This is a genomic window from Sporanaerobium hydrogeniformans (genome assembly GCF_002735925.1).
Lineage (GTDB): Bacteria > Bacillota > Clostridia > Lachnospirales > Cellulosilyticaceae > Sporanaerobium > Sporanaerobium hydrogeniformans.
Genome location: NZ_PEDL01000001.1, coordinates 426,989 through 451,173 on the forward strand (window position 1 = coordinate 426,989; position 24,185 = coordinate 451,173).

Here is a 24,185-nt window from a genome sequence, read left to right on the forward strand (position 1 = left end):
AAATAGAATTTAAAGGAGGCAAGTTATGAAAGTAGCATTTGTTATGGGTAGTGATTCCGATTTGCCAGTAGTAGAAAGAGGCGTGAAAACAGTTAAGGATTTTGGGGTAGAAGTAGAAGTGCGTGTTATTTCTGCTCATAGGACGCCACAAGTAGCAGAAGCGTTTGCAAAGCAAGCTGAACAAAATGGGATAGGCGTTATTATTGCTGCAGCTGGTAAAGCAGCTCATTTAGGAGGCGTTTTAGCTGCTTATACTACATTACCTGTTATTGGGCTTCCTATTAAGTCGAGTACGCTAGATGGATTAGATTCTCTTTTATCCATTGTACAAATGCCTCCAGGTATTCCAGTAGCTACAGTAGCGATTGATGGTGCTGAAAATGCAGGGATTTTAGCGGTACAAATTTTAGCAACAGCTAATAATGAACTAAAAGAAAAGCTTAAAATGTACAAGGTAGAGATGGCTAAGAAAGTGGAAGAAAAAGACAAAGCAGTACGTGAAAAATTTATTTAAAGAGAATAAAAGCAGATGGAGGAGTCAAAGGTTATGGAAAAAAGAGAGCAACTTTACGAAGGAAAAGCAAAAAAAGTATTTAAAACAGAGGATGAAAGATATTATATTGTAAGTTATAAAGATGATGCAACAGCTTTTAATGGAGAGAAAAAAGGGACCATCGTAGGTAAAGGGGTTGTTAACAACCGCATGAGCAATATTATGTGTCAAATGCTTGCAGAACATGGAATTGAAACACACTTTGTAGAAGAGTTAAATGAGCGAGAAACAGTCGTAAAAGCAGTTGAAATTGTACCACTTGAAGTAATTGTCCGTAATGTGGCTGCTGGTTCTTTCTCTAAACGTTTTGGAGTAGAAGAAGGAACAGAGCTTCAAAGTCCTACTTTAGAATATTGTTTAAAAGATGATGCACTTGGCGACCCCATGATTAATGAGTATCAGATTTTAGCTCTGGGTCTTGCAACAGAAGAAGAACTCAAGGTAATGAGTGAAATGACCTTTAAAATTAATGCTTTACTAAAAGAATACTTCTTAAAAATTGGCGTAAAGCTGATAGACTTTAAAATTGAATTAGGTCGCATGGATGGTAAAATTATTTTAGCAGATGAAATTTCACCTGATACTTGCAGATTTTGGGATGCTCAAACGAATAAAAAATTAGATAAAGACCGTTTCAGAAGAGATTTAGGTGGTGTAGAAGAAGTTTATCAAGAAATGCTTGCTAGAGTAACAAAATAGAGGAGAGGTTACATGAAATTTTTACAAGAGGATTCATTACATGAGGAATGTGGTGTCATTGGCATTTATAGGCAAGAAAAAAATGCTGCTAGACATGCCTATTATGGACTCTTTGCCCTGCAACACAGAGGGCAGGAAAGTGCTGGTATTGCTGTAAATAATGGGGGAGATGTTGAGGCTATCAAAGGGATGGGACTTGTTAGTGATGTCTTTAATGAAAAATCTTTGAATGAATTACAGGGAAATATTGCCATAGGACATGTACGCTATTCAACAGCAGGTGATAAAGATATACGCAATGCACAGCCTCTTGTTGCTAAATACAAAAAGGGAGACATTGGGCTTGCCCATAATGGTAACCTTGTTAATGCAGAAAATATTCGTGAAATCCTTGAGGATAGCGGGGTTATTTTTCATAGTACAACAGATACAGAATCTATTTTAAATCTTATTGCACGTTCTAGTAATAAAGGTATTGAGATAGGGATTAAAAATACGATGAGCCTTGTAAAAGGAGCCTATGCTCTTGTACTGACAACAGGTAATAGCTTAATGGGGATTAGAGACCCTCATGGTTTACGGCCTCTATGCATCGGGAAAATGAAAGATGGTTATATACTTGCATCAGAAAGCTGCGCCCTAGATGTATTAGATGCTGTATTTATAAGAGATGTAGAGCCAGGTGAAATTGTTGTCATTGATGAAAAGGGATTAAGAAGTATTGAACCTACAAGCATGTGTCAGAAACATCTTTGTGTATTTGAACTCATTTATTTTGCACGCCCAGATAGTATTCTAGATGGAGACAGTGTGTATGACTTTAGAGTGAATGCAGGGCGCCTTCTTGCAAAACAACATCGTATTGAAGCGGATATGGTGATGCCTGTTCCGGATTCAGGGATTCCATCTGCCATAGGTTATGCAAAAGAATCAGGTATTCCCTATGGTGAAGGTTTGGTTAAAAACCGCTATATCGGTCGTACTTTTATTCAACCAACCCAAGAAATGAGGGAAAATGCTGTAAAGATTAAGCTTTCTCCTCTTAAACAAAACTTAGAGGGAAAACGTGTCATTATGATTGATGATTCCATCGTAAGGGGAACAACTTGTAAACGCATTGTGGAACAAATTCGTAAGGCTGGAGCGAAGGAAATTCATGTTTGCATTACTTCACCACCTGTACAATACTCTTGCCATTTTGGTATTGATACACCTTATCGTGAGTTTTTGATTGGTGCACAAAAAACAGTAGGTGAGATTTGTGAATACTTAGGAGCAGATTCGCTTACTTATTTGGGAGAAGAAGAATTAAGAGAAGCTTGTGGTTACAAAAGCCAATATTGTAAGGCGTGCTTTAATGGTAAATACCCAATGGAAGTTCCCATTAGTAATGTACCATGCTAAAAATCATTCATTTTAAATAAGAAGATTGCTGTAGGGTATGAAAGCTCTATGGCAATTCTTTATGAATAAGAGGAGGAAATTATGTCGAATAAAATCACCTATAAAGATGCTGGTGTAGATGTACATCGTGGGTATGAAGCAGTTGCGCAGATGAAAGAGCACGTTAAATCCACTTTTACTAAAGGGGTACTTATGGATATCGGAAGCTTTGGAGGTGCTTTTTCTTTAGCAGCCTTTAAAGGAATGGAAGAGCCTGTTTTAGTATCAGGAACAGATGGTGTAGGAACAAAACTCAAATTGGCTTTTGACTTAAATAAACATGATACCATAGGGATTGATGCGGTTGCTATGTGTGTCAATGACATTATCTGTGGGGGAGCAGAACCCCTTTTCTTCTTAGACTATATTGCAACAGGACGTATTGCACCAGAGCATATTGCAAGTATTGTAAAAGGTATTGCAGATGGCTGCAAGGAAAGTTTTTGTGCCCTTGTTGGTGGTGAAACAGCAGAGATGCCAGGCTTTTATCCAGATGGTGAATACGATGTAGCTGGTTTTGCGGTAGGTATTGTGGATAGAGCAAAAATGATTGATGGAAGTACGATTAAGATAGGAGACGTCATCATTGGACTTCCTTCTACGGGCGTACATAGTAATGGTTACTCTCTTGTTCGTAAATTAGTAGAAACTGCAGGAGTTGATCTAAAGGAATATAGGCCAGAGCTTGGTGAAACTTATGGTGAAGCTCTTTTGAAACCTACCAAGCTTTATGTAAAAGCAGTTAAAACAGCGAAAGAAGTGGCAAACATTAAAGGAATTGCTCATATTACAGGTGGTGGTTTTATTGAAAATGTACCACGTATCTTACCAGAGGGTGTAGATGCCAAAATCAACATTAAGAGCATTGAAAAACCTCCTATTTATGACTTTTTAGAAAAAACTTCAAACTTAGATAGTGGGGAGCTCTATAATACCTTTAACATGGGAATCGGCATGATGCTGGTTGTGGCAAAAGAAGACAGTGAAGCTGTACTTGCAGCTTTAACTGCAGTAGATGAAAAAGCAGGCATTATTGGTGAAATCGTAGAAGGTTCCAAAGGAGTTATTTTATGCGAGGACTAAGATGTGGTGTTTTAGTATCGGGCAGTGGAAGTAATTTGCAAAGCATCATAGATGCCACTCAAAATGGCACCCTTCATTCAAAGATTGTTTGCGTTATCTCCAATAAACAAGAAGCTTATGGCTTAGAACGTGCTAGAAAGCATCATATTCCAGATTACTTTGTGAATCCGAAAGAAGAAGGCTATGACGAAAAAGTCCTAGCCCTTCTGCAGAAACATAAGGTAGATCTTGTAGTTTTAGCAGGCTATCTTAAGATTTTAAATAATACGTTAATCGATGCGTATAAAGGGCGTATTATCAACATTCACCCTTCGCTACTACCTAAGTTTGGTGGAAAAGGCTTTTATGGGATTCATGTGCATGAAGCTGTTCTTACAGCAAAGGAAATAGAAAGTGGTGCAACTGTCCATTTTGTAGATGGTGGTATTGATACAGGCTCTATTTTACTTCAAAAAAAGCTTAAGATAGAGGAAAATGATACACCAGAAAATCTTCAAAAACGTATTTTAAATCAAATTGAACATAAAATTTTAGTAGAAGCTATCGGGCTTTTAGAAGAAAGAGAGGCATCTATGAAAGTACTTGTTATCGGAAACGGTGGAAGAGAATCAGCTATTGCTCATACAGTGAAGCGCTTTCATCCAGAAGCAACCCTTTTTGTTGCACCGGGTAATGGTGGCACGGCAGGAGATTTTAGTAACGTACCTATTGGTGTAGAGAACATAGAAGAATTAGGTGCTTTTGCCAAAAAAGAGGGTATTGATCTAACCATTGTAGGACCAGAGGTACCACTTGTTATGGGTGTGGTAGACCACTTTAATCAATTAGGCCTTAAAGTGTTTGGGCCCAATAAAGAATGTTCCCAATTTGAAGGGAGTAAACGTTTTACAAAAGAGTTTCTTATGCGTCATAATATTCCTACTGCACGCTATGCTAGCTTTGAACGTTATGAGGTAGAAGAATGTATTGCAGAGATGAAAAATTTTAAATTACCTGTTGTCGTAAAAGCAGATGGTTTAGCAGCAGGTAAAGGGGTTCTTATCTGTGAAAGCTATGAAGAGGCGGAAACAGGTATTCGGGAGATTTTTAGCGGAAAATTTGAAGGTGCAGGCGAAACCATCGTACTAGAAGAGTTTCTAACAGGTAGCGAAGCTTCTCTTCTTTGCTTTGTAGATGGCAAAACCATTGTACCGATGGAAACAGCGCGTGATTACAAACGTGCTTTAGATTATGACAAAGGATTAAATACAGGGGGGATGGGTGGTTTCTCACCCAATCCAATCATCACAGAGAGTGTTAAAAAAGCTATTGATGAGCAAATCCTAACTCCTATTATTGCTGGCTTCCAAGCTGAAAAGCTAGACTTTAAAGGCGTTCTATTCATTGGACTTATGATTGAAGCAGGACAACCTAAAGTGCTTGAGTTTAATGTACGCTTTGGGGATCCTGAAACGCAAAGTGTACTACCAAGACTTCAAACAGATCTTATAGAGATTATGGAAGCCTGTATTGCAGGTAGACTTGATCAAGTAGAAATGAAGTGGGATAAAAAACAAAGTGTAACTTTAGTACTTGCTAGCAAAGGTTATCCAGAAACCTCTCATAAAGGTGACGTCATTCATGGGCTTGAAAACTTAGAAGAATCTACTTATTTATTTCATGCAGGAACTAAAAAGGTAGAAGATACCATCCAAACAGATGGCGGTCGTGTACTTGCCATTACAAGGCTTGCAGATTCGCTAGAAGAGGCAAGAGTGGCTATTTATGAAGAAGTAAAGAAAATTAGCTTTGATGGTATACAATACCGTACAGATATAGCGAAATAAAAATTTAATGTAGGGGGCGATTCCATATCGCCCCTTTATTAAGTATTAAAACATTAAATAAGCAGGACGAGTAAGCTTAGAAAGCTGTCAACGTGGGAGTAGGTACCCACGCTTTTTATTTAGTAATTACTTTTTACAGCTTTTAAGACTTTATAACAATGAGAAAGTAAGGAAAGCTCAAAAGAAGTTCCTTGACCAGTAGGAGTACCCAAAATGACTTTACCACTTTCCATATCCAGAAGTTCACTGTAGCCCTTGGGTAAGAGAAGGGTGTAGAAAGTTGTATAGTCTGCAAAGGAGTGTATGGCTAAATAGTCATTGTCGTAGAGGAAGAGACTAAAAGGTGTTGGACCATTTATTTGCAGTGGCAGATGAGCCATAAAAAGCTGACGAAGTTTATTGATAAGTGGAGCAGGAAGCTGATAGAGATCTCCAAAGGTATCTGGTAGGTTAAGAATATAGAGTTGTCCTTTAGCGTAGTGAGAAGAGATAAGAAGTGGGATACTTCCGGCTTCTGTAAAACCACTTATACTATTCATAGCATCATTGGTTGCAAAGTTTAATTGAGTAAATAAAATGGGCTTACTACTTTGTGTGTAATGTTTAAAAGCACAAACTTCCCATTCATAACCGAATTCTTGTAAAAAGCTTTTCTCTGTTGGAAAGTCTAAGGTAATGAGTTCTTCTAACCCTTTACCTTGCAAAGCATGGGCAAGACTACGGGTGAGAATAACAGTATGACCCTGATAAAGACTTTTTATTATGGCATCAAGGAGTAAGGGGTCATGAGCAGCATGTGCAGTTAAAAACAGAGTAGGTTCGTTAAGAGGATAAGAAGCATAAGCTTTGAGTGGAAGCCCTAACATGCCTAAATAGCCTTCTAAATAATTTTCGCCATATGAGTGTAAAGGTTTATAAGTGGCAATACCTATAGGATTTCCTAAATAATTTATAAAGTGATTAAATTGCCTATACGTATGACCTAAAAGAGGTGTAAAAATAGAGAGATCCCCATCTAAAAGATCCCCTAGATTATAAAGAGTTATTTCCTTGGCTTTGCCAAATAAGGAAAGGCGAGCCTGCTCCACAGCACTATTCAGATTATAAGTGCAATCTAAAAGATCAAACCATGCTCCGGCATTTTGATGAGGAGCAAGTCCGTTAAGGTAATCCATGAGAAAATAGCTGTTATAACGTTGGAGATTTTGCTGAGTATAGTGGGGATCACGGGTTTCTGTACCGGTGTAAATACCATCAAAAGCAGAGGCGACTTCAAGATTATAGCCATTGGTTTGATAAGCTTCGTACCAATTGGGATATTTAATAATAACCTTCACTTTAGGATTGGTCTTTTTAGCCTCTCCTAGAACCCATTGTGTTGCAACAAACTTCATTTTTTCGAGACGATAGGTTTCCCAAGTTTGATTTCCTTTTTCTTTAATGCAAGCAGGGCATTTACAATGGGTAAAAAAGAAATCATCTAGGATAATTTCATCAAATAAAGAAGCAGTAAAATGAACAATCTGTCTAATTTTTTTTTCGGTATCAGGATGAGCATAGCAAAAAGTATCAAATAAGGTGTCGCTTGTGCTGCCACAGGTGAAAGTAATAGCCCCCGATACATGTAGGTTATATTTTTCAAAGAGTTTTCTTAGTTGAATAAGTATTTTTTCAGAGATAAAGATACCGCTACGATGACTTTCTACGTAGACATGATGAAGGGGCATCAGGGTTAAGAGGTTCTGAAGTTGTTGTTCAAATAAAGTAAAATCTTTGATGGCTTCGATGTTAAATTGAGTAAGAAAAGCAGCAGATTGGATGGGTGCCATAGAGGATCTCCTTTCCTTTAAATAAGTATTTGCATTAACTATAGCGTATCTTTTGACTAGAAAAAATGGAGATTTTCATACAATACATGGCATTTATGATACAATTAAAATAGAAAAATAGATTATGAAAAGATGTAGTGCTTTAATTACAGTGACTACATATATAAACTAAATGATCCTATTAGTCCTTATTATAAAAAGAGTTATAAAACGAGAAATTTAAACACGTTTTATAACTCTTTTTGTTGGAAAAAATTAATATTTGAAAGTAAGATAAAATATGTGTGGAAGGTTTCAATAAGATAACAAAACAATGACAGATATTTACATTAATGATAAAGTGTTTATATAATCAAACAAGATAAGTCTTTTTAAGGTAACAAATAAGGATAGCGAGAAGGAGGAGAATAAGTGAAAAAATTTATTGGATGGCTAGTGGCAGCCAGTGTTAGCTTAGGAAGCTTTGTCATACCAACCTGGGCACAAAGCACCACTCAGGATAGGCGAGCAGTTTGGATTTCTACAGTCAATAATTTAGATTATCCAGCTAAAGCCAGTCAAAACAATATAGCGGCACAAAAAAAAGAATATACTGATAAACTCGATGCCTTAAAGGCACTAGGAATGAATACGGTAGTAGTACAGGTTCGGCCTAAAGCGGATGCTCTTTACGAGTCGGCAATCAACCCTTGGTCAGATGTTTTAACAGGAGAACAGGGTAAGTATCCAGGTTATGATCCTTTAGCCTTTATGATTGAAGAAACACATAAAAGAGGAATGGAATTTCATGCATGGATGAATCCTTATCGTGTGACAACAACAGGTACGGATGTGAATACTTTAAGTAGTAGTCATCCTGCAAGACTTCACCCCAACTGGACGCTTACTTATAAAAATGCTCTTTACTACAATCCAGCCTTACCAGAAGTAAAGCAGCATGTTGTGGATAGCGTTAGTGAATTAGCTCTTAACTATGCAGTAGATGCCATTCATTTTGATGATTATTTTTATCCATCGGGTTATCCACTTCCGGAGGGAGAGGGCAGAGACGGGCAAGAGGCCAATCAAAGGCGTGCCCATATTAATGATATGGTATCTCGAGTAAGTACTGCTATTAAAGAAATCAATTACACAACAGGAAAAAAAATCCTCTTTGGAATCAGTCCTATTGGTATTTGGAAGAATCAAAAATCAGATAGTACAGGTTCTAATACAGGAGGAAATGAATCCTATTATTCTGTTTGTGCAGATTCTCGCACTTGGATAAAAGAAGGCTGGATTGATTATATTGTACCTCAAATTTATTGGGAGACAGGCCATAAGCTGGCCGATTATGAAACGCTAGTGAAATGGTGGAGTAATGAAGTAAAGGGAACCCAAGTAAAACTTTACATCGGACAAGGTGTTTATAAAGATGAAGTGGCAACAGAGATAGACAAACAGCTTCAAGTGAATGAAAAGTACAACGAAGTAAAAGGGAGCTTCTATTTTAGTGTGAGAGATTTATTAGGTAATCGCAAAGGTGTAAAAGATAAAGTAGCTACATACCATGCATTAAAACCTTTAAATAATCTAGGCGTAGAAAGTTCTTCAGGTAATATTTCTACCAGTACAGCAGTCAAAACAGGAGTGGTTACTGCAAACTCTCTTAACATTCGTAAGGGGCCAGGTACACACTATGCTTTAATGGCTAAAGTGCCAAAAGGAACAAAGGTAGTAATTTTAAAAACAAATAATGGGTGGTATGAAGTTAAGCTTCCCGATGGGAGCACAGGTTTTGCAAGTAGTACATATATTAAGCTAGAAGCTTCCAATAGTCAGCAGAGCATAGACACGTCTGTGTCTCAAAAGATAGCTACTATTACAGGCAATCATTTAAATGTACGAAAGGGAGCAAGTACACAATTTGCTTCTTTAACCAAACTTCAAAAAGGAACACAAGTAATTCTTTTAGAAGCAGGTAAGGAGTGGTGTAAGATCCAGTTAGCCACTGGTGTTGTAGGGTATGTAAGTAGCAGTTATATTAATTATTAATAAGAAGTAAGTAAAACGATTACAGTTGTAAAGAACCTTCAAAGGCCCTTATAGGGTAATGAGGGTTCTTTTTTTATTTTTGAAAGATAGATTATTTAAAATAAAAAGCATGAAGTAATAAAGGCTAGGAAACACTATAAAAAGGAATAGCATTCTATTAAAAAAGGTAGTGCAAAATTTTAAAGTATAGTTTATAATTTTAAAGAATAAAAATTTGCATTGCATCCAAAACGGAGCGATAGCGAGGAGGAAAAAAATGAATAAATTGAATGAGCAAGTAGGTCGTACAAAAAAAATGGTTTACATCGCCCTCTTAATAGCGGTGGAACTGGTTTTGTCGGTGACGCCACTAGGGTACATACCGGTAGGTGTTATTCGAGCAACAACTATTCACATTCCAGTCATCATTGGAGCTATTTTATTTGGCCCGATAGTAGGCGCTTTGCTAGGGGGAGTCTTTGGTTTGACCTCTTTACTGAACAATACTTTTAATCCCACAGTGACATCCTTTGTTTTTTCACCTTTTTACAGCTTAGGAGAATTTCAAGGTAATTTTTGGAGTATAGCGATTGCCTTGTTACCTCGAATTTTAATTGGTATCGTAGCCTATTATGTTTTTAAATGGACTTATAAGTGTACCAATAAATGGGATAATAATAAAATGATGAGCTTTATTTTAGCAGGTTTACTAGGTTCCTTAACCAATACCTTATTGGTAATGGGAGGGATTTATCTGTTTTTCGGTCAAAGTTATGCCATGGCACGCTCTATTCCCTATGAGACTTTATTAGGCGTCATTATAGGAATTATTGGTACTAACGGAGTAGTGGAGGCTATTGTAGCTGCTCTTTTAACACTTTTGGTAGCAAAGCCTCTTATTGCAGTAACTAAATTAGAGATTGCAGCTATACAGAGAAATTAAAGTGGAATGAAGAGAGATAAAGGAGAGACAAATGAAAAAGACAATAGTAGTAGGTATAACAGGTGGTATAGCTGCCTACAAAGCTCTTGATGTTGTTAGTGGATTAAGGAAGAAGGGGTTTAATGTCATTGTTATTATGACTAAAAATGCCTGCGAATTTGTAAGACCACTTACATTTCAGTCCATTTCTCAGAACTATGTGGTAGTAGACACCTTTGAAAATCCTAAGAGCTGGGATGTTGAACATATTGCATTAGCTAAAAAAGCTGATTTGTTTTTAGTGGTACCAGCCACTGCAAATATTATAGGGAAAGTTGCTCACGGCATAGCAGATGATATGCTGTCAACGACTATTATGGCAACAAAAGCTCCTGTGGTTTTTTCACCAGCTATGAATACAAATATGTTTGAGAATCCTATTGTACAGGACAATATAGCAGCTCTACAAAAAAGAGGCTACTTATTTATTGAACCAGCAACAGGGTATCTCGCTTGCGGTGACACAGGAAAAGGGAAATTACCCGCTCCTGAGGTGATTGTGGCTTATGTAGAAGCTTTCATGAATCAGAAACAAAAGCAAGATTTGGTAGGCAAGCATATTTTAGTAACAGCAGGCCCCACAGTAGAAGCTTTAGATCCTATGCGTTATTTAACCAATCATTCTTCTGGTAAAATGGGTTATGCTATTGCTGAAGTAGCAGCAAGAAGAGGGGCAAAGGTTACCCTTATTTCAGGGCCTACCCAACTAGCGTGTCCAATAGGTGTAAAACGTATTGCTATTCAAAGTGCAAAGGAGATGTATGAAGCTGTTTTGGAAGCTTTTGAAACGAGTGATATAGTGATTAAAGCAGCAGCAGTAGCAGATTATCGTCCTGCAACTTTAAATACGCATAAGATCAAGAAAACAGGAGATGATCTAACCCTTACGCTTGTACGTAATCCAGATATCTTAAAAGCATTAGGACAAAATAAAGGAGGACGTATATTAGTTGGTTTTGCAGCAGAGACACAAAATATAGAAGAATATGCAAAGCAAAAAATAAAAAATAAAAATCTTGATTTCATTGTAGCAAATAGCCTAATTACGGAAGGGGCTGGCTTTGGAGGAGATACCAATATTGCTACAATTATTGATCGCTTAGGAGAGGTAGAACACTTAGAAAAAATGAGTAAAACGGCTTTAGCACAGCATATCTTAGATAAAGTGGTTACTTTTTTAAAATAATAGGTACCCTAAAAAGGATATAGGTGGTTACGAAACGGATAAAAACATATAGGAGGAGACAGTATGAAATACATGCAAATAGGAAGGTCTGGTATTGAAGCATCCCAAATAGCTTTAGGTACTTGGGCAATTGGTGGCGGTTCCTGGTGGGGACAAAATGATGATCAAGAATCCATTCGTACTATTCATGGAGCTATGGATAAGGGAATTAACTTGATTGATACAGCTCCTGTTTATGGTTTTGGTCATAGTGAAGAAATAGTAGGGAAAGCTATTAAGGATAGACGCCACAAGGTACACATTTCTACCAAATGTGGTATTTGGTGGAATGATAATGAAGGAAGTTTTTATTTCTCACGTGATGGCTATAACACCTACAAAAATCTTTCTAAGCGTGCTGTAAAGCAAGGGTTAGAAGATAGCTTAAGACGTCTTGGAACAGATTATATAGATATTTTCTTTACACATTGGCAATCTGTTGAGCCTTTTTTTACACCTGTCGAAGAAACAATGGAGGCTTTAAATGAATTAAAACAAGAAGGAAAGATTTTAGCTATTGGTGCTTCCAACGTTTCCCCAGAGCATATCAAAGCCTATACAGCATGTGGGCAGCTTGATATAATTCAAGAAAAGTACAGTATATTAGACCGCCGCATTGAAGCAGAAATCCTACCATGTGCTGAGAGTTATGGAATTACTTTCCAAGCATATTCGCCACTTGAACAAGGTATTTTAACAGGTAAAATTCAGAAGGATTATGTACCAGAAGAAGGAAGTGCACGTTTTGGTAAGAAATGGTATGAGCCAGAGTATTTATCCCAAGCAGTAGATATGGTGGCTTCTTGGAGAGGACTTTGTGAAAAGTACAACTGTACACCAACACATTTAGCTATTGCTTGGATTACAGCGCAAGGGCAATCTATGAATGTTTTATGTGGTGCACGTAAAGTAGAACAATTAGAAGACAATATAGGTGGAGCAGACATCCTTCTAACTCAAGAAGAGTGTGATTGGATGCGTGCACAGGCTTCGTTTAAGTAACTATTTTCTAAGCCTCTATAAAGGTAATTACTAGAATGAAATAGCCTAATAAAAAGGGATGACTAAAACATGTAGGTGTTAGAGTCATCCTTTTTAGTTTGCTAATCTTCAAAGAAAGAGAAATAGAACCTTATTTGAGAAATAAGGGAACATCACAAGAAAAAAGGCGTCTAATAGGTAGAATGGAAAGATTAGAAGACAAAATATGTTAATCTGATATTAATTTTTATTAAATTTTTGTTACATTGTGGAATAATACTCCATTTATTAGGTATCATAGGAGAAGAATAGACACCAGTGCTTTTTAAGACGGAAAAGACATACACCAAGGAGGAAGAAAGATGAAGAAAAAGTGGCACTTAGTGGCTCTTAGTGTAAGCTTATTGATAAGCAGTGCACTGACCACTTATGCAAAACCATTACAGTTAGTTTATGATGGGAAGACCCATACCTATCAATTAGATCCTATAAAGCTTTATGTAAATAAAAATGAGGTAAAAACAACACTTATGCCACCTGTTCAAATAGAAGAGAGAGTGCTTGTACCTGTGCGTGAAGTATTTGAACCTATGGGTGCACAAGTAGAATGGGATGGTAAGGCTCAAAAAGTATGGATTATGTACGAAGAAGATGTACTTGCACTAGAAGTAAACCAAAAAGTTGCAACAGTTAATGACCAGCCTTTAGAAATGGATGTACCAGCTAAAATTATTAACGATAAGCTAATGGTACCTGTACGCTTCATTAGTGAGGCAATGGGCTTTGAAGTAAGCTGGGTGCAAGCAAGCCGTTCGGTTTATATTGATGAACCAGTAGTAGAGCCAGCACCTATTCCAACACCTGAACCCAGCCCAGACCCGGTGCCAACTCCGACACCCGAACCCAGTCCAGAGCCAACGCCTACCTTGCCCCCTACACCTTTGCCACAGGTGCCTAATACTTATTATGGTACGAAACCCTTACATACAAGTACGATTGTAGCAGGAAGTTATGCCAAGGCCAATGTAACAAGTACTTCCCTCACTAAGGAAGGCAATAATGTAGTATTTTATATTTATGGAGAAACACCTTTCTCACATGCAAATGTACAAGTTTTACAAGGTAAGGTGATTGTTGATATTGTTAATAGTACCAATAAGCTAAGTAGCAGTACTGTACCGGCCAGTAATCCTTATATTGCCGCAATACGTACTAGTCAGTTTACGGCAGATACTACGCGTGTTGTCTTAGACCTTCAATCAGGAGCTCAAGTGGAAAGCTCATTGACTGAAGATCGCAAAGGCATAAAAATTAAATTAAAGCCTCAAACGATTGAACAAATTACAGCAGGTTATGACAGTAATAAAGGAGATAGTATTTACTTAAAAGGCATTTATCCTTCTCAGCTTCAAGTGATTAAAGGGCAATCAGAGAATACTCTTATTTTTAATGTTGATAATGTTCAGTTAGAACAAGGGATTCATTGGAGTGACTTGCCAGGTGAACATATCACACGTATGACTGTTTTACAAAATGATACAGCTATCCAGGGGGTACTTTATACGAATAAAGAAGTACTTTATACGCTTACAAGTGATGAAACAGGAACAACTGTTTATCTTACTAAGCCAACTTATCAGAACATCCGATATGTAAGTGGGACAAGGCCAAAACTCATTATTGATAAAAACTATTCTGCTATTACAAATTTAACCCGTGTCAATGACTTATATCGTGAGAAAAAGCTCATTGTAGATTTAGGTCAAGATTATAGCGACCACATTGGCTATGGAAAAATGAACATAGGAGATGGTAAAGTAAGCGCTATACAAATTGAAACCAATGGGACGACTAAACTAACTATCTCCACAGCGAGTGTTTATACAACAACTATTCATGAAACAGAAAATACCTTAGAAATTGAACTTTTAAAGCCGAATGAAAAGTATAATCAGATTGTTGTATTAGACGCAGGACATGGTGGAAAAGATAATGGAGCTTCAGGCAATGGATTACAAGAAAAGACGGTTAACCTCAATCAGACTTTGGCTGTTTATAAGCTGTTAGAGGCTGACCCTACTATCAAGGTTTATATGACTCGTGAAACAGATGAATACCCTACGTTGCAATACCGTACGGAGCTAGCCAATGACATAGGAGCACATCTTTTTGTGAGTATCCACAATAATTCAGCAACTGCTAAAATTAAAGGGACAGAAGTGCTTTATTATCCTAATGCCAATGATACACGCGGCAAGCAGTTTGCCCAATTGGTACAAAATAAAATTGTAGCAGCCTGTAATATGACCAATAGGGGGATTAAAGAGCGCCCAGACCTTTATGTATTACGTACCAGCAATATGCCTGCTATACTCATTGAAGGGGGCTTCTTATCTAATAGTGAAGACGCGAGCCGCATTAATACGACCTCTTTTATCACGAATTATGCAGGGGCTGTTTATGAAGCCATTGTAGAAATGTTTAATAAACTTTAGGATGAGGGTAGAGGTAGACCCTTTTAAGATTTTTTTAAAAATGCTATAATAAATAAGATTTAGTAGTTAAAAGTAGAAAAAGAGAAAAGTGCGGAGAATGGAGATGAATGGCGTGAATTGGGACTTTTTAGTAGGACCATTAGTAGGGAGTATCATTGGTTATATTACAAATGGGATTGCTATAAAAATGTTGTTTAGACCTCTTAAACCACTTTATATAGGAGGGTTAAGACTACCTTTTACCCCAGGTGTTATCCCAAGAGAAAAAGGACGTATTGCTAAAAGTATAGGACGTGTTGTAGCAAGAGAACTTATCAATGAAGAAGTGCTTAGTCAACACTTACTAAAAGAGGAAATATATGTCCAACTTAAAATGAAGGTGAGTGAAGGGATAAATAAAGGAATAGAGAGTGAAAAACTTTTAGGTGATTTAGGTGAGCAGCTTATAGGAGATGAGAATCTTGAACAAGTAGGGGTAAGTTTAGAAGAAAAGTTAAGCAAGAGTATTTACGAAAGAGTAGTGGAACTTAACTTAGGTAATTTAGCTACCAAAAAGCTTTTAGAAGAGCTTAGAAATGGTTTAGGCCAGTCTTTATTAGGACCTCTTTCTATGTTTGTTAGTGACAGTATGCTAGAAGGTGTAGCACATAAAATCGAGCCAGTTATTAATAAGTTAGTACAAGATGAAGGAAGGCCAGTTATTCAAAGTATGGTGCATCAAGAAATCAGTAAGTTTCTTAATAAACCTATAAAGGAGATAGCTCTTTATTTACAAGAGTATCAACAAAGTTTAGAATTAGGAGTTATTACTGTTTATAGTCAACTTATAAAGAAGCATCTTTCCAAAGCTTTGTACACATTAAATATTGAAGAGATTGTGGAAGAACGTATCAATGCTTTTGATACTTTAGAATTAGAACGTATTATTTTAGAGGTGATGGAAAAGGAGTTAAAGGCCATTGTTTGGTTAGGTGCTCTATTGGGAGCTATCATGGGGCTTGTCATGAATATTGTATAGTCAATAACAAAGGCGTCTTAGCTTCTCTATCTAAATAAAAGGGGCTTAAGACGCTCCTTTTATAGCAAAAAAGAAGGTGGATAAAAATGATATTAAAGTATGAACATATGAATGGAGATTATGGAGAGGCTGCTTGGCGAATTTATGAAGAAAGCTTTCCTCGTATTGAAAGGAGAAGGAAAGAAGATCACCAAAGTGCTATGGCAGATGAAGCTTTTAAACCTTTAGTTGTTCTAGATGGTGAACAATTAGTAGGCATTCTCTTTTACTGGAAGTGGAAAGACTGCACGTATTTAGAACACTTAGCTTTTGAGAAGGCTTGTAGAGGAAGAGGATACGGTTCCCAAGTTATCAGAGATTTTTGTCAAAAAGAACAAGATATTGTATTAGAGATTGAGCCACCAGAAGATGAAATAGCTATTAAACGTCTTCGTTTTTATGAGCGTTTAGGCTTTCAAATGAATCCTTATAACCATCTTAATTTACCTTACCGTAAGGATTTAGGAAAACATATGCTTAAGATAATGAGTTATCAAAATTGTCTTTCACAAGGTGAATATGACTATTTTAATCATTTACTTATAACATCAGCAGGAGCCTATTGTGAAAAGTAATTAAGAATTGCATAAAAAAGCTTAATGTATTAAAATAAAAGGAAAATATAGGAAATAAAAGGAGGTTCATTAGGATGAAAAAAAGACAGGCGTTTATAGCATTGCTTTTAGGGTTGAGTTTAGTGGGGTGTGAACCCAAAAACCAACCTACTATTAATAATCCTGTAGACATACAGACACCTTCCCCTAGCTTAGTAGAGGAAATTCGTCTACCGGATAATGAAGCTTTTAGACGTATAGATACCCAAAGCTTAGAGTTAGGCGTTATAGTTAATAATCCCGATACGGAAACTTTAAAAAATGTTAGTCAGTTAGAGTATTATAAAGATGAAATAAACGATGAAACATTATTACTTGTTCCTAAATATAAGGACTCTAAGGTAGAAATCTTGGGTTTAGAATATGAAAATGAGTCATTAGTAATGAAAGAACCTGTTTATGTAGTAAAAGCAACACCTGAAGGATATGGTTTGTTAATAGAAACGAATCGTCCGGAGGGTATTCCTAGATTACTTATTCGAGTAAGCTATAATGAAAAAACCTCAGATTATATAATAAGCTCCCATTTAAAAGAAGGAGAGCCTAGCTTAGAATATTTAAAAGCAGTTGACTCAAAGGAAAAAGAAGGTGAACTTATTGAGGCGACAAAAGATTCAGGGCTTTTTAAAGGATTAAATCTTATCAATGAGGCAATGTATGACATGGATAAGGACGGTAAAGTAGAGGAAAAGCTTTTACTCTATAGTGAGGCACAGCAAGACCAACAAGGTAATTATATGCTTGATGATGGACAAAATTGGCTTTTAGTAGCTCAAATAGGAGAAGAGTTCTATCCATTATTTGGGCCAGGCTATATACAGTTAGGAACCCTTAAATATACGGCTTATGAGGATTATACAAAAGAAACCTTTGGAGTTCTTATCAATCGTACAGAGGGAGCAGGTATTAAGCTTTATGAATGTGTTTATGATAAAACAGCAAAAGCTTTTAAACGTTCTTTAGTCTATCAGACAACAGGCAATATTGGCATAGTAGAAGAATGGAACCAATAAGAAGATGAAATACATACTGAATCGAAGGGGATAGGGCGAAAGGATAGGTGAAGGATGTTGCTAGTTGTCGGAGGGATGATTGGATTAGGTAAATCAAGTATGGCAGCACTTTTAGGAAAACATTTTAACACAGAGGTTTTTTATGAGAATGTAGATAATAATCCAATATTACCTCTTTTTTATACTGCCACTGATGAAGAAATCCAAAAATATCGTTATCCGTTTTTGTTGCAACTTCATTTTTTAAACTCTCGCTTTAGAAGTATTAAGCGAGCACTTTATGACGATAATAATATCTTAGATAGAAGTATCTACGAAGATTGGTATTTTGCAAAGGTTAATAACGAGTTAGGTCGTATTTCTGATTTAGAATTTCGCATTTATGGTGAACTTCTTGATAATATGATGGAGGAGCTAAAGGAGTTGCCTAAAAAAGCACCCGATATGATGCTTTATCTAAAGGGCTCTTTTGAAACCGTCTTAGACCGTATTATGGCAAGAGGACGTAGCTATGAGTTAGATAATAGCCTAGTCGATTACTATAAAAGATTATGGTTAGGTTATGATGAGTGGGTCATGAAGCATTATCATGCCAGTGAAGTTTTGATTATTGATATGGATTGCTATGATATTGTGAGTTCACAAGAAGATGCTAAAGAAGTCATTGCACTTGTTGAACAAAAACTTGAAAAAATTCGGCAATAGCTTTTCAAAAAAGCCATGTACCTGTTTAGGTGCATGGCTTTTTGTATGGGTGCATAAAATGAAACAAGAAGGTTTTTAAAAGGAAAAGAGGGAATAGAGATGAAAAAACAGGTAGTGCGCCTAGCCCTTTTACATATGATGCCTAAGATAGGGAATAGTAGTTATAATCGTCAGCAACTACGTCGAGCCTTAGCTGTAGCGGCAGGACACGAGGCACAAATTGCCCTTACACCTGAAATGATAGAATATGGGCAACTTTTTGATTGCTATAGAGAAAGAGAAAAGGTACCTGTGTATCCCAGTCGTTATTTATGTGATTTAGGTGAAGTAGCATATAAATACAATATGTATTTTATTGTAGGGATATTAGAAAGAGAGGAACCTACAGGAAACCTCTATAATGCAGTAGCTTGTATTAATTCCCAAGGACACTTAGAAGGCACTTACCGTAAAATGTATACAACCCAAAAAGAAGAAAATCTTAGTATTCTTTCAGGAAATGAGTTAGCAACCTTTACATGGACAGAAAACCAACTAGGACTTATGGTGGGAGAAGATGTATACCTTGCTAAGCTCCCCATACTACTTCGTGAGATGGGAGCTCAGCTTATATTAGGGGTAGTAAGTCCTGGTGTAGAAGGTATGGCAAAGGAGTGGTGTTTGCGTTCAGCAGAAACTCGCTTACCATTTATTGTATGTGGTGGCAACTTACAAGGCAGTAAGAAAAACATAAGCTATGGAGAAAGTTTAGTCATTCGATTAGGGCAGGTACAATATGCCTTTAAATCATTAGAACCTACTGTATTTATTCTTGATATAGAGTTAAATACTAATAACATTGAACTTGTAGTGACGACTTCCCTTGCTATGAAATGAAAAAAGAAATATTATTTGTATTCCTTAGGAGCAATAGAGAGAATATAGGCTGTGGCGGTAAGACCTGTATATTTCTTAAAAAGTTTACTGAAATAATAGGGATCATCAATGCCTACTAAATAACCAATATCTGCAAAGTGTAGATGAGTAGAGGAAGCCATAAGTGCTTTCGCATGATGAATACGTAGTTTATTTAAATAATTCATAATGGTCATTCCTGTAAAAGACTTAAATAAACGATTTAAGTAATTGTAATTAGCATCAAAGTGATTTGCAAGACTTTTACTTGTTAGTTTTTGGGTATAATGAGTATCTAAATAATCTTTTAGCTCCTGAGCTCTGGCTAATCCCTTATGTGCTTTTATTTGCTCTTGCTGGAGCAAGTGGTCAGCAAAGTCTTTTCCAAGGGCAAGAAGGAATTGCTGAAAAAGAAGGGATACGCGATGACGATAGTTTTCATGTTGTTGATAGAACATAAAATTACTTTGTTCCAGGAGAGAAAAGAAAGCATCTGAGGTGCTTGGGTGCCATTGCTTAGGAAAATAAACGGGGGAAACCTCCCAGCTTTCATAAATACTAGATAAATAGAGACTGCTTTTAATAGCTTCTTCTCTTTGCTTTTTAAGAAGTGGGAGGATGTTAAGAGCTGAGGTAGAAAGAGATGTAAGTCCAGTAGAACGAAAATGAACAAAGTAGTAATCACAGGGACTTGCTTTTGTTCCAGTATGTTCTATAGAGGGATTTAATAAAAAGCTATCGCCTTCTTTTAAAGTATACTGTAAATCACCTTCTTTTAAATAAAGAGAGCCAGATTGGATAAAATAAAAAATAAATTCATCTGCTGTGCGAGTGAAGTGAATCCAAGGATTGCTATAGGTGACATGTCCCATATAGCGTACGTGTATAAAAGATTGTGGTGAAAGCGTATAGAATGACATAAAACCTCCAAAGGTAGAAATTTTACCAATAAAATAGAAATTGTACATTTTAGTAGTAAAAAGACTTAGATACAATATAATTAATAAGATACAACTCTCTCTTATGAGAAAGAGCTGAGCTAAAGATATTAATAAAGTAGATTATATACCAAATAGAAGAAAAGGAGAAGGGCATGGAGAGAAAATGGTGGAAAGAAGGCGTTGTGTATCAAATCTACCCTAGGAGTTTTTACGACACCAACGGTGATGGTATAGGTGATTTAAGAGGAATTATCGAGAAGGTTCCTTATTTAAAAGAATTAGGCATTGATATTATTTGGCTTAATCCTATCTATGCTTCTCCCAATGACGATAATGGATATGATATTAGTCACTATCAGGAGATCCTTAAGGAATTTGGTACAATGAGTGATTTTGAAGAGCTTTTAGAAAAGCTTCATGAAGTAGGAATCAAACTGGTTATGGATCTTGTTGTCAATCATTCTTCGGATGAACATCCTTGGTTTGTAGAGTCTAAAAAGAGCAAGGCTTCCCCCTATCGTGATTATTATATTTGGAGGGGACCTAGTGAAGAAGGAAAAGAACCTAATAACTGGCGCTCATTTTTTAGTGGGAGTAGTTGGCAACTAGATGAAACAACGGGTGACTATTATTTACATCTCTTTTCTAAAAAACAGCCTGATTTAAATTGGGAAAATAAAAAGCTAAGAGAAGAAATTTATAGGATGATGCATTGGTGGTTTGAAAAAGGGATTGATGGATTCCGAATGGACGTTATTAATTTGATTTCAAAGGTGGAGGGGCTTCCTAGTGCTCCAAAAGAAGAGGAAGGGCCAGATGGTTATGCATGGGGAGGAAACTATTTTGTAACAGGGCCCAAAGTTCATGACTATATTAAAGAAATGAATCGTGAGGTACTAAGTAAATATGATGTGATGACAGTGGGGGAAACTTGTGATGTGACAGTAGAAGAGGGTATCCTCTTTACTGGAGAAAATCGTAAGGAATTAAATATGGTTTTCCAGTTTGAGCATGTGAATATTGGTCAAGGACGAGAGGGGAAATGGACACCTATCCCATGGAAGCTTACAGAGCTTAAACGTATTATGGATAAGTGGCAAACGGCACTTCATGGCAAGGGCTGGAATAGCCTTTACCTGAATAATCATGATCAACCTCGCCAGGTATCTAAGTTTGGAAATGATACGGTCTATCGTAAGGAATCAGCCAAAATGCTAGCCACCTATTTGCATACCTTAGAAGGAACACCTTATATTTATCAAGGAGAAGAAATAGGGATGACAAATGTCTATTTTGAAGACCTTAGCCACTATAAGGATTTAGAAATTCTTAATAAGTGGGAAGAAATAAAACGCACAAAAAGTCTTACAGAAGAAGAGCTTCTTTCAGGTGTTCATGTGAATGGCAGAGACAATGCACGTACCCCGATGCAATGGAACGCTTCCCTAAATGCAGGTTTTACAACAGGTGTACCTTGGCTTGAAGTAAATCCCAATTATACAACGATTAATGTAGAGGAAGCATCTAAAGACTCAAACTCTATTTTAAATTACTACAAGCAATTATTAGCTTTACGTAAAAAACACCTTATAATGGCCTATGGACAGTATCATTTAATCCTTCCAGAACATGAGCAAATTTATGCCTATACTAAAACCTTAGAGAGTGAAACATGGTTAGTATTATTGAACTTCTCAGGGGAGGAAGCGCTGTTCCAAAAGCCTGAAGAGATAGAAGTGGTTTCTTCGCCTCAGTTGATCATTGCTAATTATCCAGTAGAACAAATGCCAGATTTAAATACAATAGCATTAAAGCCCTATGAAGCACGTGTTTATAAAATTTCATAACATTTCAAAAGCCTGAGTACTAGGGATTGTACTCAGCTTTTAAAATAGAATCAAATAGATAATAAGGGAAGTGATGCTATAGATAAGTAATGATTTATTCTATTTAATTATATTTTAGAATGTTGTATAATTCAAATATATAGAAGTTAATCTCACTATATATGAAATTTATAAGTGGGAGGAAATGAAAGAATAGAAGGAGTATGCAAATGGATTTACATTACTTAAAAATTTTTAACACAGTTGCTATGCATGAAAGTTTTACACGTGCTTCAGAGGTTTTACATATTAGTCAACCTGCCCTCTCTATTCAGATTAAAAAGCTAGAGGAAGAATTAGAGCTTAAACTTTTTGATAAAGCAGGAAACAAAATTATTTTAAATGAAAATGGTAAGCTTCTTTATGGCTATACACAAAAAGTATTTGCTATTTTAGGAGAGGCAGAAAATGTCTTAGTGAACAAAAAGGATTATATTGGGGGCAGCATTACAGTAGGGGGAAGCAACACGCCAGGTGCTTATATTTTGCCGCATATTATTGGTGAGTTTAAAAAAAAGTATCCTTATGTTGATATTAATTTACAAATTGCAAGTACCGATGAAATGGCAAGACGTGTGGAAGAAGGAATAGTAGACTTTGCAGTAAATGGGGGAGGAGTAACCTATCCAGCTACGGTAGAAGTGGAAAAATTAATGGAGGATGAATTGATTATTGCTATTTCACCACTTAATCTATATGCACGCAATCGTTATATTTCTCTTGAGGAACTGCAATATATTAAATTTATCCTTCATGAAAACAATTCACAACTTAATAAAGTAGCTAAGACCTTTATCGAAGAATTTGGACTTTCAGCAAAAAAGATTGAGATGACGTTAGGAAATATTGAAGCTATTAAACAGGCAGTTATTGCTAATTTAGGGCTTTCACTGATCCCTCATGCAGCTATTGCATTAGAATTAAGTATTGGTGTCATTAAAGAAGTACAGATAAAAGGAAGAAGCTGGTATTATCCTTATAACTTAATTCATAATAAAAATAAATATCTCTCACCTGCAGCCAAAGAGTTTATGAAGATGGTACGTAAAAATATGAAAACTGAGGAAAATGAAAAAGAACATATATAAAAGAAACTGGATTTAAGAAAAGCATAGTCTATAACAGGGAACTACAGAAGAAAGGGAGATAGATATGAGACGGTTTATATGTATTTTGCAATTTTTAACGAGACTTCCGTTACCTTTTAAAGGTGAAGTAGATGAGGAATTTCATAAAGGTATTTTGTATTTTCCTTTAGTGGGTGGAGTATTAGGGCTTTGCTACGGAGGTATAGCCTTTGTGAGTATTAGGATTTTTCCTGCTTTCATTAGCAGTCTCATTATACTTTTGAGTATGGTACTTCTAACGGGGGGATTACATCTAGATGGAGTAGGTGACACTTTTGATGGACTTTATAGTTATCGTGACAAGGCCCGCATTCTTGAGATCATGAAAGATTCACGTTTAGGTACTAATGCCCTTTTAGCCATTTTTTTTGTATTACTTTTTAAACTAGGATTTATTTATGAAGCAATTGTTCAAGGTGCTTTATGGCGTCTTTGGATAATGCCAATTATGGGGAGATGGTTATTAGTAAATGCCTGTTATAAAACGCAATCACCTCGTGAAAAAGGGATGGGAAATTTATTTATAGGTAAGGCAAGTCTTTTTATGTTAGTAGGAGCTACCACCTATACTTTGTTGGTATGTGGGGGGATTTTAAGTATTTGGAAATTGCCATTAAAATTTTATGGTATTCAAGTGGGCGTAATGTTTTTCTTGTTTTTGGGATTGAAAGGAGCCATTTATAGTGTGTATCGTAAAATAGATGGCTTAACAGGAGATATATTAGGAGCCATTTGTGAAATGGGAGAACTCATGTATTTAGTCTTTATTTATATAGGTATTCAGGTGAGTCAATGGGTGTAAAAACTAAACAGGTTCTG

20 protein-coding genes are annotated in these 24,185 nt (G+C 36.4%); 18 read left to right on the plus strand and 2 right to left on the minus strand.

Annotation, left to right across the window (positions count from 1 at the left end):
• The first annotated feature begins 25 nt into the window (after nucleotides 1-25).
• From purE to purD, 5 genes are all read left to right on the plus strand, one after another.
• Nucleotides 26-514 (plus strand): 5-(carboxyamino)imidazole ribonucleotide mutase, encoded by a 489-nt coding sequence (gene purE, locus CS063_RS02050; protein ID WP_099448048.1) that lies wholly within the window; start codon nucleotides 26-28, stop codon nucleotides 512-514.
• A gap of 33 nt (nucleotides 515-547) precedes the next feature.
• Nucleotides 548-1,252: a phosphoribosylaminoimidazolesuccinocarboxamide synthase gene (gene purC, locus CS063_RS02055; protein ID WP_099448049.1), complete on the plus strand. Its 705-nt coding sequence runs from the start codon at nucleotides 548-550 to the stop codon at nucleotides 1,250-1,252.
• A gap of 12 nt (nucleotides 1,253-1,264) precedes the next feature.
• On the plus strand, nucleotides 1,265-2,656 hold the full coding sequence (gene purF, locus CS063_RS02060; protein WP_099448050.1) for an amidophosphoribosyltransferase: 1,392 nt from the start codon (nucleotides 1,265-1,267) through the stop codon (nucleotides 2,654-2,656).
• A 93-nt stretch (nucleotides 2,657-2,749) separates the two neighbouring features.
• Entirely contained in the window at nucleotides 2,750-3,778 is a 1,029-nt protein-coding gene (gene purM, locus CS063_RS02065; protein WP_334293209.1) for a phosphoribosylformylglycinamidine cyclo-ligase, read from the plus strand.
• Complete coding sequence (purD, locus tag CS063_RS02070) at nucleotides 3,766-5,604, plus strand: phosphoribosylamine--glycine ligase (protein ID WP_099448052.1); 1,839 nt, start codon at nucleotides 3,766-3,768, stop codon at nucleotides 5,602-5,604. Before purM ends, purD begins: the two co-directional genes overlap by 13 nt.
• A gap of 119 nt (nucleotides 5,605-5,723) precedes the next feature.
• On the opposite strand, the gene CS063_RS02075 is transcribed toward purD, so the two are convergent.
• A complete protein-coding gene (locus tag CS063_RS02075; protein WP_099448053.1) occupies nucleotides 5,724-7,433 on the minus strand; it encodes a hypothetical protein in 1,710 nt (569 codons plus the stop codon).
• A gap of 411 nt (nucleotides 7,434-7,844) precedes the next feature.
• Here CS063_RS02075 and CS063_RS02080 point away from each other — a divergent pair, with 411 nt between their 5' ends.
• From CS063_RS02080 to CS063_RS02125, 10 genes are all read left to right on the plus strand, one after another.
• On the plus strand, nucleotides 7,845-9,467 hold the full coding sequence (locus CS063_RS02080; RefSeq protein ID WP_099448054.1) for a family 10 glycosylhydrolase: 1,623 nt from the start codon (nucleotides 7,845-7,847) through the stop codon (nucleotides 9,465-9,467).
• Between the two features lie 256 nt (nucleotides 9,468-9,723).
• Entirely contained in the window at nucleotides 9,724-10,389 is a 666-nt protein-coding gene (locus CS063_RS02085) for an ECF transporter S component (protein WP_099448055.1), read from the plus strand.
• A 31-nt stretch (nucleotides 10,390-10,420) separates the two neighbouring features.
• The gene (gene coaBC / locus CS063_RS02090) at nucleotides 10,421-11,614 is read left to right on the plus strand and encodes a bifunctional phosphopantothenoylcysteine decarboxylase/phosphopantothenate--cysteine ligase CoaBC (protein ID WP_099448056.1); all 1,194 of its coding nucleotides are present in this window, start codon (nucleotides 10,421-10,423) and stop codon (nucleotides 11,612-11,614) included.
• A 63-nt stretch (nucleotides 11,615-11,677) separates the two neighbouring features.
• Nucleotides 11,678-12,655, plus strand: coding sequence for an aldo/keto reductase (locus CS063_RS02095; RefSeq protein ID WP_099448057.1), 978 nt, complete (start codon nucleotides 11,678-11,680; stop codon nucleotides 12,653-12,655).
• 341 nt (nucleotides 12,656-12,996) lie between these two features.
• Nucleotides 12,997-15,129, plus strand: coding sequence for an N-acetylmuramoyl-L-alanine amidase family protein (locus CS063_RS02100; protein WP_099448058.1), 2,133 nt, complete (start codon nucleotides 12,997-12,999; stop codon nucleotides 15,127-15,129).
• Nucleotides 15,130-15,232: 103 nt separating this feature from the next.
• Nucleotides 15,233-16,147 carry a DUF445 domain-containing protein gene (locus tag CS063_RS02105; RefSeq protein ID WP_180270643.1) on the plus strand — a complete coding sequence of 305 codons (915 nt, stop codon included), beginning with the start codon at nucleotides 15,233-15,235 and terminating at the stop codon, nucleotides 16,145-16,147.
• A gap of 86 nt (nucleotides 16,148-16,233) precedes the next feature.
• Nucleotides 16,234-16,761 (plus strand): GNAT family N-acetyltransferase, encoded by a 528-nt coding sequence (locus CS063_RS02110; RefSeq protein ID WP_099448060.1) that lies wholly within the window; start codon nucleotides 16,234-16,236, stop codon nucleotides 16,759-16,761.
• Nucleotides 16,762-16,835: 74 nt separating this feature from the next.
• Nucleotides 16,836-17,813 (plus strand): hypothetical protein, encoded by a 978-nt coding sequence (locus tag CS063_RS02115; RefSeq protein ID WP_099448061.1) that lies wholly within the window; start codon nucleotides 16,836-16,838, stop codon nucleotides 17,811-17,813.
• A 54-nt stretch (nucleotides 17,814-17,867) separates the two neighbouring features.
• A complete protein-coding gene (locus tag CS063_RS02120; RefSeq protein ID WP_099448062.1) occupies nucleotides 17,868-18,518 on the plus strand; it encodes a deoxynucleoside kinase in 651 nt (216 codons plus the stop codon).
• A gap of 99 nt (nucleotides 18,519-18,617) precedes the next feature.
• Nucleotides 18,618-19,394: a carbon-nitrogen hydrolase family protein gene (locus tag CS063_RS02125; RefSeq protein WP_099448063.1), complete on the plus strand. Its 777-nt coding sequence runs from the start codon at nucleotides 18,618-18,620 to the stop codon at nucleotides 19,392-19,394.
• 11 nt (nucleotides 19,395-19,405) lie between these two features.
• On the opposite strand, the gene CS063_RS02130 is transcribed toward CS063_RS02125, so the two are convergent.
• Nucleotides 19,406-20,332: an AraC family transcriptional regulator gene (locus tag CS063_RS02130; RefSeq protein ID WP_180270644.1), complete on the minus strand. Its 927-nt coding sequence runs from the start codon at nucleotides 20,330-20,332 to the stop codon at nucleotides 19,406-19,408.
• Between the two features lie 173 nt (nucleotides 20,333-20,505).
• On the opposite strand from CS063_RS02130, the gene CS063_RS02135 reads away from it, so the two are divergent.
• From CS063_RS02135 to cobS, 3 genes are all read left to right on the plus strand, one after another.
• Entirely contained in the window at nucleotides 20,506-22,200 is a 1,695-nt protein-coding gene (locus tag CS063_RS02135) for a glycoside hydrolase family 13 protein (protein WP_099448065.1), read from the plus strand.
• A gap of 209 nt (nucleotides 22,201-22,409) precedes the next feature.
• Entirely contained in the window at nucleotides 22,410-23,327 is a 918-nt protein-coding gene (locus CS063_RS02140; RefSeq protein ID WP_180270645.1) for a LysR substrate-binding domain-containing protein, read from the plus strand.
• Nucleotides 23,328-23,391: 64 nt separating this feature from the next.
• Nucleotides 23,392-24,168 (plus strand): adenosylcobinamide-GDP ribazoletransferase, encoded by a 777-nt coding sequence (gene cobS / locus CS063_RS02145; RefSeq protein WP_099448067.1) that lies wholly within the window; start codon nucleotides 23,392-23,394, stop codon nucleotides 24,166-24,168.
• Nucleotides 24,169-24,185 lie beyond the last annotated feature (17 nt).

What these genes read in the sequence shown, in the direction of transcription:
- purD (WP_099448052.1), top strand. Translation starts at nt 3,766, where the DNA reads ATGCGAGGACTAAGATGTGGTGTTTTAGTATCGGGCAGTGGAAGTAAT.
- CS063_RS02140 (WP_180270645.1), top strand. Translation starts at nt 22,410, where the DNA reads ATGGATTTACATTACTTAAAAATTTTTAACACAGTTGCTATGCATGAA.
- CS063_RS02130 (WP_180270644.1), bottom strand. Translation starts at nt 20,332, where the DNA reads ATGTCATTCTATACGCTTTCACCACAATCTTTTATACACGTACGCTAT.
- CS063_RS02120 (WP_099448062.1), top strand. Translation starts at nt 17,868, where the DNA reads ATGTTGCTAGTTGTCGGAGGGATGATTGGATTAGGTAAATCAAGTATG.
- CS063_RS02125 (WP_099448063.1), top strand. Translation starts at nt 18,618, where the DNA reads ATGAAAAAACAGGTAGTGCGCCTAGCCCTTTTACATATGATGCCTAAG.
- purC (WP_099448049.1), top strand. Translation starts at nt 548, where the DNA reads ATGGAAAAAAGAGAGCAACTTTACGAAGGAAAAGCAAAAAAAGTATTT.
- CS063_RS02115 (WP_099448061.1), top strand. Translation starts at nt 16,836, where the DNA reads ATGAAAAAAAGACAGGCGTTTATAGCATTGCTTTTAGGGTTGAGTTTA.
- CS063_RS02110 (WP_099448060.1), top strand. Translation starts at nt 16,234, where the DNA reads ATGATATTAAAGTATGAACATATGAATGGAGATTATGGAGAGGCTGCT.
- CS063_RS02135 (WP_099448065.1), top strand. Translation starts at nt 20,506, where the DNA reads ATGGAGAGAAAATGGTGGAAAGAAGGCGTTGTGTATCAAATCTACCCT.
- CS063_RS02105 (WP_180270643.1), top strand. Translation starts at nt 15,233, where the DNA reads ATGAATGGCGTGAATTGGGACTTTTTAGTAGGACCATTAGTAGGGAGT.
- coaBC (WP_099448056.1), top strand. Translation starts at nt 10,421, where the DNA reads ATGAAAAAGACAATAGTAGTAGGTATAACAGGTGGTATAGCTGCCTAC.
- CS063_RS02075 (WP_099448053.1), bottom strand. Translation starts at nt 7,433, where the DNA reads ATGGCACCCATCCAATCTGCTGCTTTTCTTACTCAATTTAACATCGAA.
- cobS (WP_099448067.1), top strand. Translation starts at nt 23,392, where the DNA reads ATGAGACGGTTTATATGTATTTTGCAATTTTTAACGAGACTTCCGTTA.
- CS063_RS02085 (WP_099448055.1), top strand. Translation starts at nt 9,724, where the DNA reads ATGAATAAATTGAATGAGCAAGTAGGTCGTACAAAAAAAATGGTTTAC.
- CS063_RS02100 (WP_099448058.1), top strand. Translation starts at nt 12,997, where the DNA reads ATGAAGAAAAAGTGGCACTTAGTGGCTCTTAGTGTAAGCTTATTGATA.
- purF (WP_099448050.1), top strand. Translation starts at nt 1,265, where the DNA reads ATGAAATTTTTACAAGAGGATTCATTACATGAGGAATGTGGTGTCATT.
- purE (WP_099448048.1), top strand. Translation starts at nt 26, where the DNA reads ATGAAAGTAGCATTTGTTATGGGTAGTGATTCCGATTTGCCAGTAGTA.
- CS063_RS02095 (WP_099448057.1), top strand. Translation starts at nt 11,678, where the DNA reads ATGAAATACATGCAAATAGGAAGGTCTGGTATTGAAGCATCCCAAATA.